Source organism: Streptomyces sp. NBC_01476 (assembly GCF_036227265.1).
Classification (GTDB): Bacteria; Actinomycetota; Actinomycetes; order Streptomycetales; family Streptomycetaceae; genus Actinacidiphila.
This window is the reverse complement of sequence record NZ_CP109446.1, coordinates 5,526,789-5,543,647: the sequence shown is the minus strand read 5'-3', so window position 1 is coordinate 5,543,647 and position 16,859 is coordinate 5,526,789. Positions and strand designations below refer to the sequence as shown.

Below are 16,859 nucleotides of genomic sequence, written 5' to 3'. Positions count from 1 at the left end.
GGGTCCCGCGAGGGGCCCGGCCACCCCACCCGGTCACCCCGCCCCGTCACCCCCTCCCGTCAGCCCGCGCGGTCAGCCCACCCGGTCGCTCTCCAGCGCCTCGTGCGTCACCCGCAACGCCCGGCTCGACACGTCGAACGTCCGCTGCGCCACACAGACGAACAGGCAGTCGACGACGACCAGCTGACTGATCCGGCTGGCCATCGCCCCCGGCCGGAACGTCGTCTCCCGGCCCGCCGACACCAGCACGAAGTCGGCGAGCCGGGCCGCCGTGGAGAGCGGATGGTTGGTGATCACCACCGTCGTCGCCCCCTGCGCGGACGCGCGCCGGAGCGGTTCGAGCACGTCACGGCTCTCCCCCGAGTGGGACACCGCGAGGAACACATCGCCCTCGCCCAGCAGCACCGCACTGGTCAGCGCGGACTGCGAGTCGCCGTGCGCGTGGCACGGGCGGCCGATACGGGCCAGCTTCTGCTGGAGATCCTGCGCGACCAGACCGGATGCGCCGACCCCCGCGATGTGCAGCTCCCCGCCGCCGCAGACCGCCTTCACCGCGCCGGTCAGCTGCTCGGGGTCCAGCTGGGTCGCGGTCTCCCGGACCGCCTGCGACTCGGTGTGCACCAGCTTGGCGATCACCTCGGCGGCGGAGTCCTCCGGGGTGATGCCCGAGGTCAGGGTGGAGCGCGGCGCCTGCCGGGCGGCCGAGGCGGCGAGCGCGAGCCGCAGCTCCGGATATCCGGCGAAGCCCAGCGCACGGGCCGTCCTGACGATCGACGACTCGCTCGTACCGGCCAGCGCGCTCAGCTCCGAGATGGTGCTCCGCGCCACCTGGGCCGGGTCCTCGACGATCAGCGAGGCGATCCGCGCGGCGGCCGGGGTCAGCGACGGCAGCAGCCCGCGCACGGTCGCGGTGAGCGCGTCTCCCGTGTCGCCCGCGCCACTGCCCCCAGTGGCGTTCCCTGATCCGGACCCCACGGGCTCCGGGACGTTTTCGTGCACGGAAGAAGAATGCACCGTGAATCCGCCCCGTGGGACCCGGTGCGCCAGATTCCCCGCCGGGACTCCGCTCCGCCGTGCCGGGCGCCCACTGTCACCCGCCCGGGTGACATTCGCGGTGCGGACCTCGCCCGGGGAGGCCCGCGGGCGGCCGGGCGAGAATGGCCGGATGACCGCAGATCCCGGCCCGCACCCGCTCCCCGCCGATTTCACCCTGCCGTCACCGGTGGTGGAGGTGGTGGACAAGCGTCTGGAGCGGCACGGGGTGCGGCTGTCGCTCAAGCGGGACGACCTGATCCACCCCGTGGTCACCGGCAACAAGTACCGCAAGCTGCGGCCGAATCTCGCGGCCGCCGCGGCGGCCGGCCACCGCACGCTGCTGACCTTCGGCGGTGCCTGGTCCAACCACCTGCGGGCGACCGCGGCGGCCGGACGGCTCTTCGGCTTCAGGACCGTCGGGGTGGTGCGGGGCGACGAACTGGCGGACCGGCCGCTGAACGCCTCGCTGGCACGGGCCGCGGCCGATGGGATGCGGCTGGAGTTCATGGACAGGACCACGTACCGGCGCAAGGCGGAGCCGGAGGTACTGGCCGGGCTGCTGGCGCGGCACGGGCCCGCCCACGTCCTGCCGGAGGGCGGCTCCAACGCGGCGGCGGTGCGCGGCTGCACGGACCTGGGCCGGGAGATCGGCGGAGCCGCCGACGTGGTGGCGGTGGCCTGCGGGACCGGCGGCACGCTGGCCGGGCTGGCGGCGGGCCTGCCGGCCTCCGCCGAGGCGATCGGCTTCGCGGTGCTGCGCGGCGACTTCCTCACCGGCGAGGTGGCCCGGCTGCAGACCGCGGCCTTCGGCGGCACGCGGGGCCGCTGGCGGGTGGAGTCCCGCTTCCACCACGGCGGTTACGCCCGCGGCACCCCGGCGCTGGACGCCTTCGCCGCCGATTTCGCCGCCCGGCACGGCCTGGCCCCTGACCGTACCTATGTCGCCAAGATGCTCTACGGTGTCTTCGCGCTCGCCGCGGAGGGCGCCTTCGCCCCCGGCACCCGGATCACCGCCGTGGTCACAGGGTGAGCCGCTTTACCCGGCGCGGACCGAACACCCGTAACCTGGGGGCGTGATCCGCAACCGGGCGAATTCGCATACGAATTGAGACCTGGGACCACTACCCACGGTACGTGCTCGTACGCTTACCATGGGTGACATGACCGGTGCGCCGGTGCTCCGTCCGGGCGACATCGCCGTACGGATCGCGATAGCGTCACTGCGAACCAGAGCAATCACTGTGCGCCACCTTGGAGGTGAGGGTGTCCCAGAACGCAGGCGAGCCCGGGTCGAAGGACTTCGTCGAGGTCCGGCTGCCCGCTGCGGGGGCCTATCTGTCGGTACTGCGGACGGCCACGGCCGGTCTCGCGGCCCGGCTGGACTTCACCCTCGACGAGATCGAAGATCTGCGGATCGCGGTGGACGAGGCGTGCGCGATCCTGCTGCAGCAAGCCGTTCCCGGTTCCGTGCTGAGCTGTGTGTTCCGGCTGGTGGGCGACTCGCTGTGGGTCACCGTCGCGGCGCCGACCACCGACGGCCGGGCCCCGGAGCGCGACACCTTCGCCTGGACGGTGCTCTCCGCGCTGGCCGGCGAGGTGGACTCGACGGTCGCCGAGGACCGGACGGTCAGCATCAGCCTGCACAAGAAGCGCGGCGCCGTACCAGGACTGTCGTGAGGCCGCTGTCGTGACGCCAGCAGAGACCCCCGGCCCGCCCGCGGAGCACGAGGTGCCCGCGGTACGCGGACGAGCCGGCGTACCCGCCCAGCAGCCGGACCCGACCGGGCCGGCACCCACCGGGCGGCGGAACGCGGCCAGGCCACATCCCGAACCGGGCGACGCGGCCCGGCCCGGAGGACAGGCCCGCGGGAGGGCCCGGACGGAAGCGATGGACGCGGCGGAGCAGGCAGAGCAGGCGGACCCGATGGATCAGCACGAGCACCCGGCGCCACCGCAGGGCGAGGAGGGCCGGCAGGCCCCGCAGCGCCCGGCCGGCGCCCCGGCGGCGAACGAGGCCGCACCGTCCCAGGAGGCGGCGTCCCAGGAGGCCGAGGAGGCCGCGGAACTCCTGGAGACCGTCGACCAGCACGACCCGCACGACCGTTCGGGCGCCCGGGCGCTCTTCGTGGAGCTGAACAAGCTGCCCGACGGGTCGCCGGAGCGGGCCGAGCTGCGCAATCAGCTGGTGCGGATGCACCTGCCGCTGGTCGAGCACCTGGCCCGGCGGTTCCGCAACCGCGGCGAGCCGCTGGACGACCTGACCCAGGTCGCCACCATCGGCCTGATCAAGTCGGTCGACCGCTTCGACGTGGACCGCGGGGTGGAGTTCTCCACGTACGCGACCCCCACGGTGGTCGGCGAGATCAAACGTCACTTCAGGGACAAGGGCTGGGCGGTACGGGTGCCGCGCCGGCTCCAGGAGCTGCGGCTGGCGCTCACCACGGCCACCGGCGAGCTCTCCCAGCGGCACGGGCGGGCGCCGACCGTGCACGAGCTGGCGGAGCACCTGAAGATCTCCGAGGAGGAGGTCCTGGAGGGGCTGGAGTCGGCCAACGCGTACAGCACGCTGTCGCTGGACGTCCCGGACACCGACGACGAGTCCCCCGCGGTGGCGGACACGCTCGGCTCGGAGGACGAGGCGCTGGAGGGTGTGGAGTACCGGGAGTCCTTGAAGCCGCTGCTTGAGCAGTTGCCGCCGCGGGAGAAGACGATTCTGCTGTTGCGGTTCTTCGGGAACATGACGCAGTCGCAGATCGCGCAGGAGGTCGGCATCTCCCAGATGCACGTTTCCCGTCTCCTCGCCCGCACCCTCGCCCAGCTCCGCGACAAACTCCTCATCGAGGAGTAGCCCTCCGGCCCGGCAGACCCCGCCCCAACGGCGCCGGCCCCCGTACGACGGGGGTTCGTGCCCCGAAGGGGCGCTGGGGGTCCCCCCGGACGAAGTCTGGGGGCGGAACTGCGCGACCGGCCGTCGCGGCGCGGCACCGGGCCCGCAGGCCCAGCCCGTTACGGTCGTCTCCGGACCACCCGCCGGTGGCGGGCTGAGCGCGCAGTTCCCCGCCCCCCTGGGGGGCACCGCCCGGCGGCGGGGAGGGGAACTTCGGGGTCAGGCGGTGCGGCGGTTGATTCCGAGCGCATCCGTGGTCGCCGGGTGGACGAGAAGGAAAAGCCCGCCCAGAGCGAGCGCAGCGACCCCCACCCCGGCCGGCACCACCCACGCCTCGCTCTTGATCATCGTCCACGCGACCGGCAGCGCCAGCAGCTGCATGATCAGAGCCGGCCCCCGGCTCCAGCGCCGGGCCCGGCGCAACCCGTACGCCGCCCCGAGCGGCAACGCCGCCATCACCAGCACCAGCAACCCGGCCAGCACCGCGTTCGCCCCGCCGGTGAAGAACATCGTGACGCCCCACACGGCCACCGCGAGCCCCTCAAGCCCGGCCACACCCGCGGCCAGCAGCAGCCGCAGCGGAGGCGGCCCGGCGGGGCCCACCGCCTGCTCAGGCGCCCGCTCGGGCGCCCGCCCGGCGGCGGTACGGGTCTTCCCCGGCCGCGCCGGGCCGCCGCGGGCGGCAGGCGCGGTGGACGGCGGACGGCGTTCGGGGCTCTGGCTCACAGCGCTCAGCGTAGCCCGCCGCGAAAAAGCGTAGGTACGCTGTTGACCATGCGCGCTCTCCTCGTGGTCAATCCCGCCGCCACCACCACCAGCGCGCGGGTCCGCGACGTGATCGGCACCGCGCTGGCCAGCGATCTCAAGCTGGAGGTGGCCACCACCGAGTACCGCGGCCATGCCCGCGACCTGGCCCGGCGGGCGGCCGAGGGCGGTGAGATCGAGCTGGTGGTCTCGCTCGGCGGCGACGGCACCGTCAATGAGATCGTCAACGGGCTGCTGCACCACGGCCCCGACCCGGCCGCGCTGCCGAAGCTCGCCGTGGTCCCCGGCGGCTCCACCAATGTCTTCGCCCGCGCCCTCGGCCTGCCCAACGACGCCGTGGAGGCCACCGGCGCCCTGCTGGACGCGCTGCGGGCGGGCTCGTCGAGGACGGTGGGCCTGGGACTGGTGAGCGGCACCCCGGGGACCGAGGACGAGGGCGTGCCGGCCCGCTGGTTCACCTTCTGCGCGGGCCTCGGCTTCGACGCCGGGGTGATCGGGCGGGTGGAGCAGCAAAGGGAGTTGGGCAAGCGCTCGACGCCGGCGCTCTACTTCCGCCAGGTGGCCCGGCAGTTCCTCGCCGACCCGCACCGCCGGCACGGCACCATCTCGGTCCAGCGCCCCGACGGCGAGCCGGTGTCCGAACTGACGACGGCGATAGTCTGCAACACCTCGCCGTGGACGTACATCGGCAACCGGCCGGTGTACGCCTCCCCCGAAGCCTCTTTCGACACCGCGCTCGACCTGCTGGGTATCACCAAGATGTCCACCGTGTCCGGTGCCCGTTACGCGACGCAGTTGCTCCGTTCCACGCCGGAGCGGGGACCCCATGGAAAGTACGCCGTGCGGCTGCACGATCTCACCGACTTCACCTTGCAATCGCAGGCGCCACTGCCCTTCCAGGTCGATGGTGACCACCTGGGACTGCGAATGAGCGCGACCTTCACAGGCGTACGCCGTGCACTGCGTGTGATTGTGTAAGCGTAAGAGCCCAAAGTCCTTTTACTCGAACGTTTAGGCTGCCCTGCACCCCATGGAAGTACGGCTGTGACCGATGCGACACCGAGGAATCCAAAAAAACTTTCCTGAAGGGGTTGTATCTCCAGCCGAGGTTTGCGAGTCTCTAGATGGCGATCGGGACGGCCGACCAACGGCCCCCTTGAGAGCCCGGATCTCCAAACTCACTCCAGCGGGACACACCAGCACGTGCTGGGTGGCGTCCCGTTCGCTGTCGGGGGATTCGTGAAAGCGTTCACATTCACAAGCAACGTGCTTGTCACACAAGGAGTTGGAGCAGCCATGGACTGGCGTCACCGCGCCGTTTGCCGCGAGGAAGACCCCGAGCTCTTCTTCCCCATCGGCAACACCGGTCCTGCGCTGCTGCAGATCGAGGAAGCCAAGGCCGTCTGCCGCCGCTGCCCCGTCATGGACCAGTGTCTTCAGTGGGCGCTGGAAAGCGGCCAGGACGCCGGTGTCTGGGGTGGCCTCAGCGAGGACGAGCGCCGCGCAATGAAGCGCCGCGCCGCTCGCAACCGGGCCCGCAACGCCACAGCCTGATCAACAGTCTTCCCCCCGAGCCGCAGCGCGCAGCACCTGCCACATACGCGCAGCACGCAGCATCGGAAAGGGCCCGCACCGATCGGTGCGGGCCCTTTCCGCGTGTACGGACGCCGGATGTACGGGGGGGCTCCGCTGGGCCAGCCGGGTGAACTCTCAGGTTTCGAGCGGCAGTTCGAGGACGACGCGAGTGCCGCCTGCCGGGGCCGGCAGCATGTCGAAGGTGCCGCCCAACTCGCCGACCACCAGGGTGCGCACGATCTGGAGGCCGAGGTTGCCGGCCTGCTGGGCGTCGAAGCCGGGCGGCAGGCCCCGCCCGTCGTCCTGGACCCCGACGGTGATCTGGTCGCGGCCCCGCAGCACCGAGACCTCCACGCTGCCCGACTCGCCCGGGCCGAAGCCGTGTTCCAGCGCGTTCTGCAGCAGTTCGGTGAGCACCATGGAGAGCGGGGTGGCGGTCTCCGCGTCGAGGATGCCGAACTTGCCGGTGCGCCGTACCGCCACCCGCCCCGGTGAGATCTCCGCCACCATCGCCAGCACCCGGTCCGCGATCTCGTCGAACTCCACGCGCTCGTCCAGGGTTTGGGAGAGCGTCTCGTGCACGATGGCGATCGACCCGACCCGCCGTACCGCCTCGTCCAGCGCCTCCCTGGCCGCCTCGGAGTCCATCCGGCGGGCCTGCAGCCGCAGCAGCGCCGCCACCGTCTGGAGGTTGTTCTTCACCCGGTGGTGGATCTCCCGGATGGTGGCGTCCTTGGTGATCAATTCCCGCTCGCGCCGCCGCAGTTCGGTGACGTCCCGCAGCAGCACCAGCGAACCGATGTGGGTGCCCTTGGGTTTCAGCGGGATGGACCGCAGCTGGATCACCCCGTCGCCGCCCTCGACCTCGAACTCCCGGGGCGCCCAGCCGCTGGCCAGCTTGACCATCGCCTCGTCCACCGGGCCGCGGGCCGGGGCGAGTTCCGCGGTGGCCTGGCCGAGGTGGTGGCCGACCAGGTCGGCGGCCAGGCCCAGCCGGTGGTAGGCGGAGAGCGCGTTGGGGCTGGCGTACTGGACCAGGCCCTCGGCGTCCAGCCGGATCAGCCCGTCGCCTGCCCGCGGCGAGGCGTCCATGTCCACCTGCTCGGAAGGGAACGGGAAGGAGCCGGCCGCGATCATCTGGGCCAGGTCGGACGCGCTCTGCAGATACGTGAGTTCGAGCCGGCTGGGGGTGCGGACGGTGAGCAGGTTGGTGTTGCGGTTGATCACCGCGAGCACCCGTCCCTCGCGCCGGACCGGAATGGACTCGACCCGGACCGGCACCTCCTCGCGCCACTCCGGGTCGCCCTCCCGGACGATCCGGCCCTCGTCCAGCGCGGCGTCCAGCAGCGGGCGGCGGCCACGGGGAACCAGATGGCCCACCATGTCGTCCTGGTAGGAGGTCGGGCCGGTGTTCGGCCGCATCTGGGCGACCGAGACATACCGGGAGCCGTCGCGGGTGGGCACCCACAGCACCAGGTCGGCGAAGGACAGGTCGGAGAGCAGCTGCCACTCCGAGACGAGCAGGTGCAGCCATTCGAGATCGGAGTCGTCGAGGGCCGTGTGCTCGCGTACGAGGTCGTTCATGGAGGGCACGTCTGCGAGCGTACCGTTCACCTCGCGTCTGCGTTTGGCCGCCGGTCCGGGCGGGAATTCACCGGGCGAATCGGGGACGGGCCCATGGACAAGCCGAATGGTCTAGTCCACAATGACTGAGCGAAGACCTCCGCACTCCCCGCACAGGAGGGCGGATCGAGGCCAAGGCGTTCTCTGCCCTGACTACGCCGGCGGCCTCTTCCGGTCGGCCCACACGGGCCGGTGGGGCACCGCACACCCCACCGACCACGGCGCCGACGGCAGCTCCGGGCTGCGGTGCTGGAGAGGTTGAGGGTCCTCTCCCGGCACCGCGGCCCGAAGTGCTTTCGGGCCCCAAAGGGGCGCTGGGGGTCCCCCCGGACGAAGTCCGGGGGCGGAACCGCGCGAGCAACCGGCCACCGGCAGACGCTTGGCCACTGCGGTGCGTGCCCCGAAGGGGCGCGAGGAACTGCGCGAGCAACCCACCACCGACGGACGTCTGGCCGCCGACGGGTCGTGCCCCAAAGGGGCGCGAGGAACTGCGCGACAAGCCACGACGCGACCGCACGCGAGTCACCGGCAGGACGGGGCAGGCACCCCCCCGGTCACCTCGACTTCGCCACCTTGACCAGCGCCCGCGGCGCATCCGGATCCTGCCCCCGGGCCATCGAAACCTCATACGCCAGCTTCTGCAGCGGCAAAATCTCCAGCACCGGCTGCAACGCCTCCGGCACCCCCGCCGTCGGCAGCGCGAACCCGTGCGCGACCGTCGCCACCTTCGCGCGGGGCCCGATCACCACCAGGTCCGCCCCCCTCCCCCGCAACCGGTCGAGCACCGGCCGCAGCGCGTGCCCGCCCGCCCCGTCCGTGACGATCGCGATCACCGGCGAGATGTTGTCCACCATGGCCAGCGGCCCGTGCAGCAGCTCCGCCCCGGAGTACGCCAGCGCCGGGATGTAACTCGTCTCCATCAGCTTCAGCGCCGCTTCCTTCGCGGTCGGCAGCCCGTAGCCGCGGGAGGTCGTCACCATCCGCTCGGCGAAGCGGTACCGCCCGGCCAGGTGCTGCACCTCGTCGTCGCGGGCGAGCACCTGCTCGGCCAGCTCCGGCAGCACGTGCGCCGCCGAGGTGTCCTCGTCGTGCAGCCCCCGTACGAAGAGGTAGAGCGCCAGCAGCTCCGCGGTGTACGTCTTGGTGGCGGGCAGCGCCCGCTCCGGGCCCGCCAGCAGGTCCAGGTGGAACTCCGCGGCCTCGGCGACCGGCGAGTCCGGGTTGTTCGTCACCGCGAGGGTGATCGCGCCGGCCTCGACGGCGGCCTGGGTGGAGGCGGCCAGGTCGGGTGAGCCGCCGGACTGGCTGACCGTGATCACCAGCACATCGGCGAGGTGCGGCTCGGCGCCGTACGCGGTGGTGGTGGACATGGAGGTGAGGCCGGCCGGGAGGCCGAGTTCCACCTCCACGAGGTACTTCGCGTACAGCGCCGCGTGGTCCGAGGTGCCGCGGGCGCTGAGCAGGACGAAACGGGGCCGGCGGGCGGCGATCCTGCGGGCGGTCTCGCGGATCGCGGCGGCCCCCTCGCCGAGCAGCCGGCCCAGCACCTCGGGCTGCTCGGCGATCTCGGCGCGCATGATCCGGCCGGGTCCGTGCCGCGGGGCTGGGGGCGGCGTCGTGGAAGGCACCATCCGCACCGCCTCCTCCGCAGTCCGCAGTCGACCCCACCAGTCGACCACAGGACGTGATCCAGCGCACTACCGGCGCGGGGAGGCTCTGCTAGATTGGTCTATACCACACCTATCCTCTTCCAGAACGGCAGGCCCAGCGTGGAAGTTGTCATCGTCCCGGACGCCGCGGCAGGCGGCGAACTGATCGCGGAGGCCATGGCCGCGACGCTGCGCCGCAAGCCCGACGCCCTGCTGGGTGTGGCCACCGGGTCCACTCCGCTGCCCGTCTACACCGCGCTGGCCGCCAAGGTGCGCGCCGGCGCGGTGGACGCCTCCCGGGCGCGGGTCTGCCAGCTGGACGAGTACGTGGGCCTGCCGGCCGGGCACCCGGAGTCGTACCGCTCGGTGGTCCTGCGCGAGGTGGTCGAGCCGCTCGGGCTCTCCGCGGACTCCTTCATGGGGCCGGACGGCTCGGCCGAGGACGTCCTGGCGGCCTGCGCGGCGTACGACGCGGCGCTGACGGCGGCGGGCGGGGTCGACCTCCAGCTGCTCGGGATCGGTACGGACGGGCACATCGGCTTCAACGAGCCGTGTTCGTCGCTGGCGTCCCGTACGCGGATCAAGACGCTCACCGAGCAGACGCGGGTCGACAACGCGCGGTTCTTCGGCGGTGACATCGAGCAGGTGCCGCACCACGTGATCACGCAGGGCATCGGCACGATACTGGAGGCCCGGCACCTGGTGCTTCTCGCCACCGGCGAGGGCAAGGCGGAGGCGGTGGCCCAGACCGTGGAAGGTCCCGTCGCGGCGGTCGTTCCGGCCTCAGCGCTCCAGCTTCACCCGCACGCGACGGTCGTCGTGGACGAGGCGGCGGCCTCCGAGCTCAAGCTTGCGCCCTACTTCCGCGCGACCTACGCGGCCAAGCCCGCCTGGCAGTCCCTCTGACCCAGGCGGTGCGCTTCCGTCTGCGACGGTGCCGAGCGGCAACCGGCACCCCGGCGTCGAACGGTGCCCTACCAGGGGCGCGGGGTCCCCCCCGCGACCCGCGCCATCCCGCCGGGCGGTGCCCCCCAGGGGCGCGGGGAACTGCGCGACCAGCCGTCGCGGCGCGGCACCGGGCCCGCAGGCCCAGCCCGTTGCGGTCGTCTCCGGACCACCCGCCGGTGACTGGCTGAGCGCGCAGTTCCGCCCCCAGACTTCGTCCGGGGGGACCCCAGCGCCCCTTCGGGGCACGAACCCCCGTCGCCCGAGTGCCGCGCCGTCGTAGGGCGCCGCAGGGCGTGAGGGTGGGGTGCGTCGAGGCTCAGCGAGCCGAGACGATCGCTTCGGCCGCCGCCTCCCCGCAGACGCGGGCCGCTCCGTGGGTGGCGATGTGGAGCGCCCCGACCGGGGGAGCCTGGGGGACGCCCATTTCGACCACGATCGTGTCGGGCCGGGCGGCCAGAATCGTGGCGAGGGCGTCCGCCATCCACCCGTGGCGGTGGACGTCGCGGACGACCGCCACGATCCGGCGGTCGCCGGCCGCCGCGAGGACGCCGTCCGTGCCGCCGGCCCGGTAGGTCGCCGTCTCGGTCCCCGGCAGCAGCCGGTTCAGCTCGGCCGCGACCCCCCACGGGGTGACGTCACCGACCGCGATGTTCGCCACCGGGGTGAACGCCGCCACGAAGGGCGGCCCCTCCAGCGGGGTGAAAGCCGCGGTACGGGTCAGCCGCAGCGCGCGGCGGGCCGCTTCGAGGCCGACATCGGCGCCCGGCGCGATCGCACCGGCCGCGCCCGCCTGCTCGACCGCCCACGCCGCGAGCCGCCGTACCCGGTCCGCGGCGTCGGCGAGCCGCCCGGCGGGCAGCGAGCCGTCACGTACCGCGGCCACGATCGCGTCGCGCAGGGTGATGACGGTCTGCTCGTCGGAGAGGCCGCCGCCCACGCAGATCGCGTCCGCGCCGGCCGCCAGCGCCATGACGGTGCCGCGGGCGATGCCGTACGTGCCCGAGATCGCCTGCATCTCGATGCCGTCGGTGATGATGAGCCCGTCGTAGCCGAAGCCGCCCTCGGACTCCGGGGCCCGCAGCAGGCCGGTGAGTATGGCCGGGCTGAGGGTCGCCGGGAGTTCGGGGTCGAGCGCGGGCACCAGGATGTGGGCGCTCATCACCACCTTGCTGCCCGCCGCGAGCGCCGCCCGGAACGGCACGAACTCGCGGGACCGCAGCGTGTCCAGGTCGACGTCGATCCGGGGCAGCGCGTGGTGCGAGTCGATCGCGGTGTCGCCGTGGCCGGGGAAGTGCTTGACGCTGGCGGCGACACCGGCCGACTGGAGCCCTTCCACGTAGGCCGCGGTGTTGCGGGCGACCAGGTCGGGGTCGGCGCCGAAGGACCGTACGCCGATCACCGGGTTGCCCGGGTCGGAGTTGACGTCGGCGGACGGCGCCCAGTTGAGGTTGACCCCGCACGCGGCGAGCCGGCGGCCGAGTTCGGCGGCCACCGCCCGGGTGAGCTTGATGTCGTCCACCGCGCCCAGCGCGAGGTTGCCGGGGAAGGAGGAGCCGCCGCGCGCTTCGAGCCGGGTGACGTCGCCGCCCTCCTCGTCCGCGGTGACCAGGACATCGGGCCGTACCGCACGCAACTGCGCGGTGAGCGCGGTCACCTGCTCGGGCGTCTCGATGTTCCGGGAGAACAGGGCGACCGAGCCGAGCCCTTCGGCGAGCTGCCGCAGCACCCACTCGGGCGCGGTGGTGCCCACGAAGCCCGGCTGGAGGACGGCGAGCGCGTCCCGGGTCAGAACATCCGCGGGGGTATCGACGGAAATGACGGTCATCCCTTCACCGCCCCGGCCGTCAGACCGGAGGCCACCTTGCGCTGGACGAACAGGAAGAAGATCACGACGGGCAGTGCGATGAGGATCGAGCCCGCCATCAGGGCTCCGTAATCCGTACCACGGGTCGTGTTGAAGTTCAGCAGCCAGATGCTGAGCGTGTACTTGTCGTTGTCCTGGAGCAGGACGTAGGCGAAGAGGTATTCGTTCCAGGCGGTCATCAGGGCGTAGATGGACGCCGCGACCAGGCCGGGAGCGAGCAGCGGCAGCACCACCCGGCGGAAGGCCGTCATCTGGCTGCAGCCGTCGACCATCGCCGACTCCTCCAGCTCCCTGGGGATGTTGACGATGAAGCCGCGCAGCATCCAGACCGCGAAGGGCAGCGTGGTCGCCGAGTAGACGGCGATGACGCCCCAGTACTCGTTGAGGCCGCCGGCCTTGTTGAGCTGGATGTAGATCGGGATCAGCATCGAGGTGGCCGGGATCAGCTGGACCACCAGCAGGGTGATCATCAGCCCGCGGCGGCCCCAGAACCGGAACCGGCCGATGGCGTAGGCGGCCAGCAGGCCGATGCCGATGGCGATGACCACCGAGCAGACCGAGATGATCACGCTGCTCTTGACGTTGTCCCAGAAGTTGGGCATGTTCATCGCCCGCTTGAACTGGGCGAGCGTCACCGAACTCGGGTACAGCTTCTGGTGGTAGCTGAGGATCTCCTGGCTCGGCCGGAGCGCGGTGATGATCATCCAGTAGACCGGGAAGGCCATCACCGCCGCGACGAGTACGCCGAGGATGTTCCAGCCGGTGCGGCGCTTCTTCCGCGAGGGTTTGACGGTCCGGAGCGCGGTGGGCGCGGGGCCGGTCTTGGCGGCGATGCTCACTCGACCTCTCCGATCTTCAGCAGCTGGCGCAGGTAGTAGACGGCGACGCCGGAGAGCAGCAGCACCGTGATGATGGAGATGGCCGCTCCGCGGCTGAAGGAGTTGACGGTGAACGCCTGGGTGTACGCGTACAGGCCGAGCGTCTGGTAGTCCTGCTCGGGGGTGCCGTTGCGCATCAGCAGGATCTGGCCGAGGACACCGACGTCCCAGATCACCGAGAGCGTGCTGGTCATCACGAACACCGGCTTGATCACCGGGAAGGTGACGTATCGGAAGATGCCGAAGCCCTTGGCGCCGTCGATCCTGGCCGCCTCCTCCAGTTCCTTGGGGATCTGGGTGAGGGCCGCGTGCAGGCTGATGGCGATGAAGGGTATGGCGCCCCAGATCACCAGGAGGGCGATGATGCCCATGCCGGTGGTCGGGTTGAGGAACCAGTTGTGGCCGGTGTAGTCGACTCCTGGCAGCCGGGTGAGCAACTGGTCGACCAGGCCGTAGTTGGAGTCGAACATGAACTTGAAGACCGAGGAGGCGACGAGCAGCGGCATCGCCCACACCGCGATCATCACGACGCTCATGGTGATCCGCACCCAGGTGGACACCTGCGTCATCAGCAGCGCGATCAGCAGGCCGGCGCCCATGGTGCCGACGACACAGACGACCACGAAGACCAGCGTACGGAGCACCACCCCCCAGAACTCGCCGTCGCCGAGTACCGAGGTGTACTGGTCGAAGCCGACCCACGGCGGTGCGACGCCCAGCCAGAGGTTGTTGCGGCGCTCGTCCTGGAAGGAGAGCACCAGGGTGTCGACCAGCGGGTAGCCGAGCACCGCGACCATGACCAGCAGCGCGGGGGCGATCAGCAGATACGGCAGCGGTCTGCGCCGCCGGTTCCGCAGCCCGGTGCGTCCGGCGCCTTTCAGGGCGGGCCGGTGCGAAGCCGGCGGCGGGTTCAACGGGTGGCCCCCCACCACCTGTTCATGCGTGTCGGCGGCACTCATGCGCTGACCTTTCTTCGGTGTCCATGCCGGTGTCGGTGCCGGTCTCCGCCGGCCGATACCGGGGTCTGCCGGCGTCTGCCGGGGTTCACGCCTGAGCCATCACCGGTCCCCCGGGCGGGAGTTGCCGCCCGGGGCGGGACCAGGGGCGGGCGGCCCGCCGCAGCGGACCGCCCCTCCCGATGGCTGACGCCGGATCAGGCAGCGTTGTTGATCAGCGAGTTGATCTTGCTGTCGGCTTCCTTGGTGGCGTCCGCGACGGACTTGCCCTTCAGGACGTCGAGCAGCAGCGTCTTGAGGATGCCCTGCTTCTCGATGGCGGCCCAGCCGGGCGCGATCGGGGTGAACCAGGCGTCGCCCACCGCGTTGGCGGCCGGTGCGGTGGCCGGGTCGGTCTTCATCGGGGCCAGCTGCTTGGTGTTGTTCGGCAGCGTGGCCTTGGAGACCAGGATGGCCTCGTTCTTCTCGCTGGTGTAGTCGGCGATGAACTCCTTGGCCAGATCCTGCACCTTGGACTTGCTGATCACCGCGAGGTCGGAGCCGCCGATGAAGGAGGGCAGCGGCTTGCCGTTCGGGCCGGGCATGGTGGCCGTCTTGATGTCGTCCTTGAGCTTGGCGTTGCCGGCCGGCGGGGTCACCACGGCCCCGGCCTCCCAGCCGTTGCCGTAAATCAGGCCGGCCTTCTGCTGCGCCATCACGGCGTCCTGGTCGGCCTCGTCCTTGGTCTTGTCACCCTTGTTGTACTTCTTGACCAGGTCGATGTAGTGCTGGATGCCCTGCTGCGCCTGCGGGGTCTCCAGGCTGGCGGTCCACTTGTTGCCGTCGGTGGTGGCGATCGCGCCGCCGTACGCCTTCACGTACGACATGGCCGCGTACCAGTACTGGCCGGGCAGGTAGAGCGACGAGTACGTCTTGTCGCTGCCCTTCTTGGCCTGGATCTGGTCCAGCGCGGTGGACAGCGCGTCCTCGGTGGCCGGGAAGGTGTCCGAGCCGGTGGCGGCCTTGAAGTCGGCGGCGTTGTAGACCGCGACACGGGCGCCGGCGTAGTACGGCACGCAGAAGAGCTTGCCCTGGTAGGTGCAGGTGTCCTCCAGACCCTTGATCCAGGTGTCGGAGTTCGGGAACTGCGTCTTGTCCACCTGGGCGAGGGCGCCGTTGAGGATGTACGTCATGGTCTCGGTGTTGCCCAGCTCGACCACGTCAGGAGCGCTGGAGCCGGACAGGGCGGCGTCCAGCTTCGTGACCTTGTCGCTCCACTGCTGGTATTGGATCTTCAGGTTCACCTTGGGGTACTTGGCCTTGAACTGGGCGGTGGTGTCCTTGACCAGTTCGGGCCACGTGCTCTGGGACTCCGCCATCAGCCAGACCGTCACCGTGCCGGTGCGGTCGGCCGGATTGGCCGCGGCCGCCTTGTCGTCCTTCTTGTCGTCCGACCCGCAGGCCGCCACAGCAGCGAACATGGTCGCGACGCCGATCGCCGCGATGAGCTTGCGCTTCACGCCACCCTCCTCAAGGATGATGCCCGAAACTCCCCCCACCGCCCGAATTGCCGGCCGCCGTGAGACACGTACGGCCGCGTCCTGCTCGTGGGTCTGGGATGTGGTCTTTAATGGTTTAGACCAGTACCCGGAGCTTGGCCTAGACCTTTAGGGGTGTCAAGGGTGTATAAGAACACCCGTCGGGTCTGTTATCGGACCGACACCTGAGGGGGATCAGCCACCCACCGCCTCTTTCGGCCGGGACCAGCCGTGCCACCATGTGAGCCGCTATTAACGGAGGAGCCGGTGACGGCAGCACGACAGCAGTCGGGAGTACACGTCATGGAGAGCGACGCGGGGACGGCCACGGAGGCCACGGGGAACGGCACCGCGGGCCGTACCGCGCGCGTGCCGAAGTACTACCGGCTGAAGCGGCACTTGCTGGACATCACCCAGACCATGCCGCCCGGCACCCCGGTCCCGCCCGAGCGCACCCTGGCCACCGAGTTCGACACCTCCCGCACCACCGTCCGGCAGGCGCTCCAGGAACTGGTGGTCGAAGGACGGCTGGAGCGCATCCAGGGCAAGGGCACCTTCGTGGCCAAGCCCAAGGTCTCCCAGGCGCTCCAACTGACCTCCTACACCGAGGACATGCGGGCCCAGGGACTGGAACCCACCTCCCAGCTGCTGGACATCGGCTACATCACCGCCGACGACCGGCTCGCGGAACTGCTCGACATGAAGGCCGGCGGGCGAGTGCTGCGGATCGAGCGGCTGCGTCTTGCCAACAGCGAGCCGATGGCGATCGAGACCACCCATCTGTCCGCCAAGCGCTTCCCGGCGCTGCGCCGCAGCCTGGCCAAGTACACCTCGCTCTACACCGCGCTCGCCGAGGTCTACGACGTACGGCTCGCGGAGGCCGAGGAGACCATCGAGACCTCGCTGGCCACCCCGCGCGAGGCCGGCCTGCTCGGCACCGATGTGGGCCTGCCGATGCTGATGCTCTCGCGGCACTCGGTGGACACCACGGGCGAACCGGTCGAGTGGGTACGGTCGGTGTACCGCGGCGACCGCTACAAGTTCGTGGCGCGGCTGTCCCGCCCGATCGACTGATCCCCAACACCGCCCGAACCAGGCGATCTTCGCTTTCTCCCGGGTGAGATCCGTGCACACCTGGTGACGTGCGCCGCTCCCCTCCCCT

15 protein-coding genes are annotated in these 16,859 nt (G+C 71.2%); 7 read left to right on the top strand and 8 right to left on the bottom strand.

All coding sequences use genetic code 11. The annotated features are described in order from the left end of the window. Positions 1–72: 72 nt before the first annotated feature. Positions 73–999 (bottom strand): MurR/RpiR family transcriptional regulator, encoded by a 927-nt coding sequence (locus OG552_RS24360; RefSeq protein WP_329136316.1) that lies wholly within the window; start codon positions 997–999, stop codon positions 73–75. Positions 1,000–1,165: 166 nt separating this feature from the next. On the opposite strand from OG552_RS24360, the gene OG552_RS24355 reads away from it, so the two are divergent. The 3 genes from OG552_RS24355 (at position 1,166) to OG552_RS24345 (ending at position 3,883) form a co-directional block, all read left to right on the top strand. Next, on the top strand, positions 1,166–2,065 hold the full coding sequence (locus OG552_RS24355) for a 1-aminocyclopropane-1-carboxylate deaminase/D-cysteine desulfhydrase (RefSeq protein ID WP_329136314.1): 900 nt from the start codon (positions 1,166–1,168) through the stop codon (positions 2,063–2,065). A gap of 233 nt (positions 2,066–2,298) precedes the next feature. After that, positions 2,299–2,712, top strand: a complete 414-nt coding sequence (locus OG552_RS24350; RefSeq protein WP_329136312.1) for an anti-sigma regulatory factor — start codon at positions 2,299–2,301, stop codon at positions 2,710–2,712. Between the two features lie 10 nt (positions 2,713–2,722). Then, on the top strand, positions 2,723–3,883 hold the full coding sequence (locus OG552_RS24345) for a SigB/SigF/SigG family RNA polymerase sigma factor (RefSeq protein ID WP_443071021.1): 1,161 nt from the start codon (positions 2,723–2,725) through the stop codon (positions 3,881–3,883). A 258-nt stretch (positions 3,884–4,141) separates the two neighbouring features. Here OG552_RS24345 and OG552_RS24340 read toward each other — a convergent pair whose 3' ends face one another. After that, positions 4,142–4,648, bottom strand: a complete 507-nt coding sequence (locus OG552_RS24340; RefSeq protein ID WP_329136310.1) for a hypothetical protein — start codon at positions 4,646–4,648, stop codon at positions 4,142–4,144. A gap of 48 nt (positions 4,649–4,696) precedes the next feature. On the opposite strand from OG552_RS24340, the gene OG552_RS24335 reads away from it, so the two are divergent. Then, positions 4,697–5,665: a diacylglycerol/lipid kinase family protein gene (locus OG552_RS24335; RefSeq protein ID WP_329136308.1), complete on the top strand. Its 969-nt coding sequence runs from the start codon at positions 4,697–4,699 to the stop codon at positions 5,663–5,665. A 318-nt stretch (positions 5,666–5,983) separates the two neighbouring features. Then, positions 5,984–6,241, top strand: coding sequence for a WhiB family transcriptional regulator (locus tag OG552_RS24330; protein WP_093742218.1), 258 nt, complete (start codon positions 5,984–5,986; stop codon positions 6,239–6,241). 156 nt (positions 6,242–6,397) lie between these two features. Here OG552_RS24330 and OG552_RS24325 read toward each other — a convergent pair whose 3' ends face one another. Further along, entirely contained in the window at positions 6,398–7,846 is a 1,449-nt protein-coding gene (locus tag OG552_RS24325; protein ID WP_329141080.1) for a sensor histidine kinase, read from the bottom strand. 593 nt (positions 7,847–8,439) lie between these two features. Next, positions 8,440–9,516 carry an SIS domain-containing protein gene (locus OG552_RS24320; protein WP_329136303.1) on the bottom strand — a complete coding sequence of 359 codons (1,077 nt, stop codon included), beginning with the start codon at positions 9,514–9,516 and terminating at the stop codon, positions 8,440–8,442. A 138-nt stretch (positions 9,517–9,654) separates the two neighbouring features. On the opposite strand from OG552_RS24320, the gene nagB reads away from it, so the two are divergent. Next, complete coding sequence (nagB, locus tag OG552_RS24315; RefSeq protein ID WP_329136301.1) at positions 9,655–10,440, top strand: glucosamine-6-phosphate deaminase; 786 nt, start codon at positions 9,655–9,657, stop codon at positions 10,438–10,440. Positions 10,441–10,798: 358 nt separating this feature from the next. On the opposite strand, the gene OG552_RS24310 is transcribed toward nagB, so the two are convergent. From OG552_RS24310 to OG552_RS24295, 4 genes are all read right to left on the bottom strand, one after another. Beyond that, complete coding sequence (locus OG552_RS24310; RefSeq protein WP_329136299.1) at positions 10,799–12,307, bottom strand: glycoside hydrolase family 3 protein; 1,509 nt, start codon at positions 12,305–12,307, stop codon at positions 10,799–10,801. Further along, on the bottom strand, positions 12,304–13,185 hold the full coding sequence (locus OG552_RS24305; RefSeq protein WP_443071020.1) for a carbohydrate ABC transporter permease: 882 nt from the start codon (positions 13,183–13,185) through the stop codon (positions 12,304–12,306). Before OG552_RS24305 ends, OG552_RS24310 begins: the two co-directional genes overlap by 4 nt. Continuing rightward, positions 13,182–14,183, bottom strand: a complete 1,002-nt coding sequence (locus tag OG552_RS24300) for a carbohydrate ABC transporter permease (RefSeq protein ID WP_329136297.1) — start codon at positions 14,181–14,183, stop codon at positions 13,182–13,184. The genes OG552_RS24305 and OG552_RS24300 overlap by 4 nt, the downstream gene beginning before the upstream one ends. 194 nt (positions 14,184–14,377) lie before the next feature. Next, positions 14,378–15,679: an extracellular solute-binding protein gene (locus OG552_RS24295; RefSeq protein WP_329136295.1), complete on the bottom strand. Its 1,302-nt coding sequence runs from the start codon at positions 15,677–15,679 to the stop codon at positions 14,378–14,380. 321 nt (positions 15,680–16,000) lie between these two features. On the opposite strand from OG552_RS24295, the gene OG552_RS24290 reads away from it, so the two are divergent. Continuing rightward, entirely contained in the window at positions 16,001–16,771 is a 771-nt protein-coding gene (locus tag OG552_RS24290) for a GntR family transcriptional regulator (RefSeq protein WP_329141076.1), read from the top strand. Positions 16,772–16,859 lie beyond the last annotated feature (88 nt).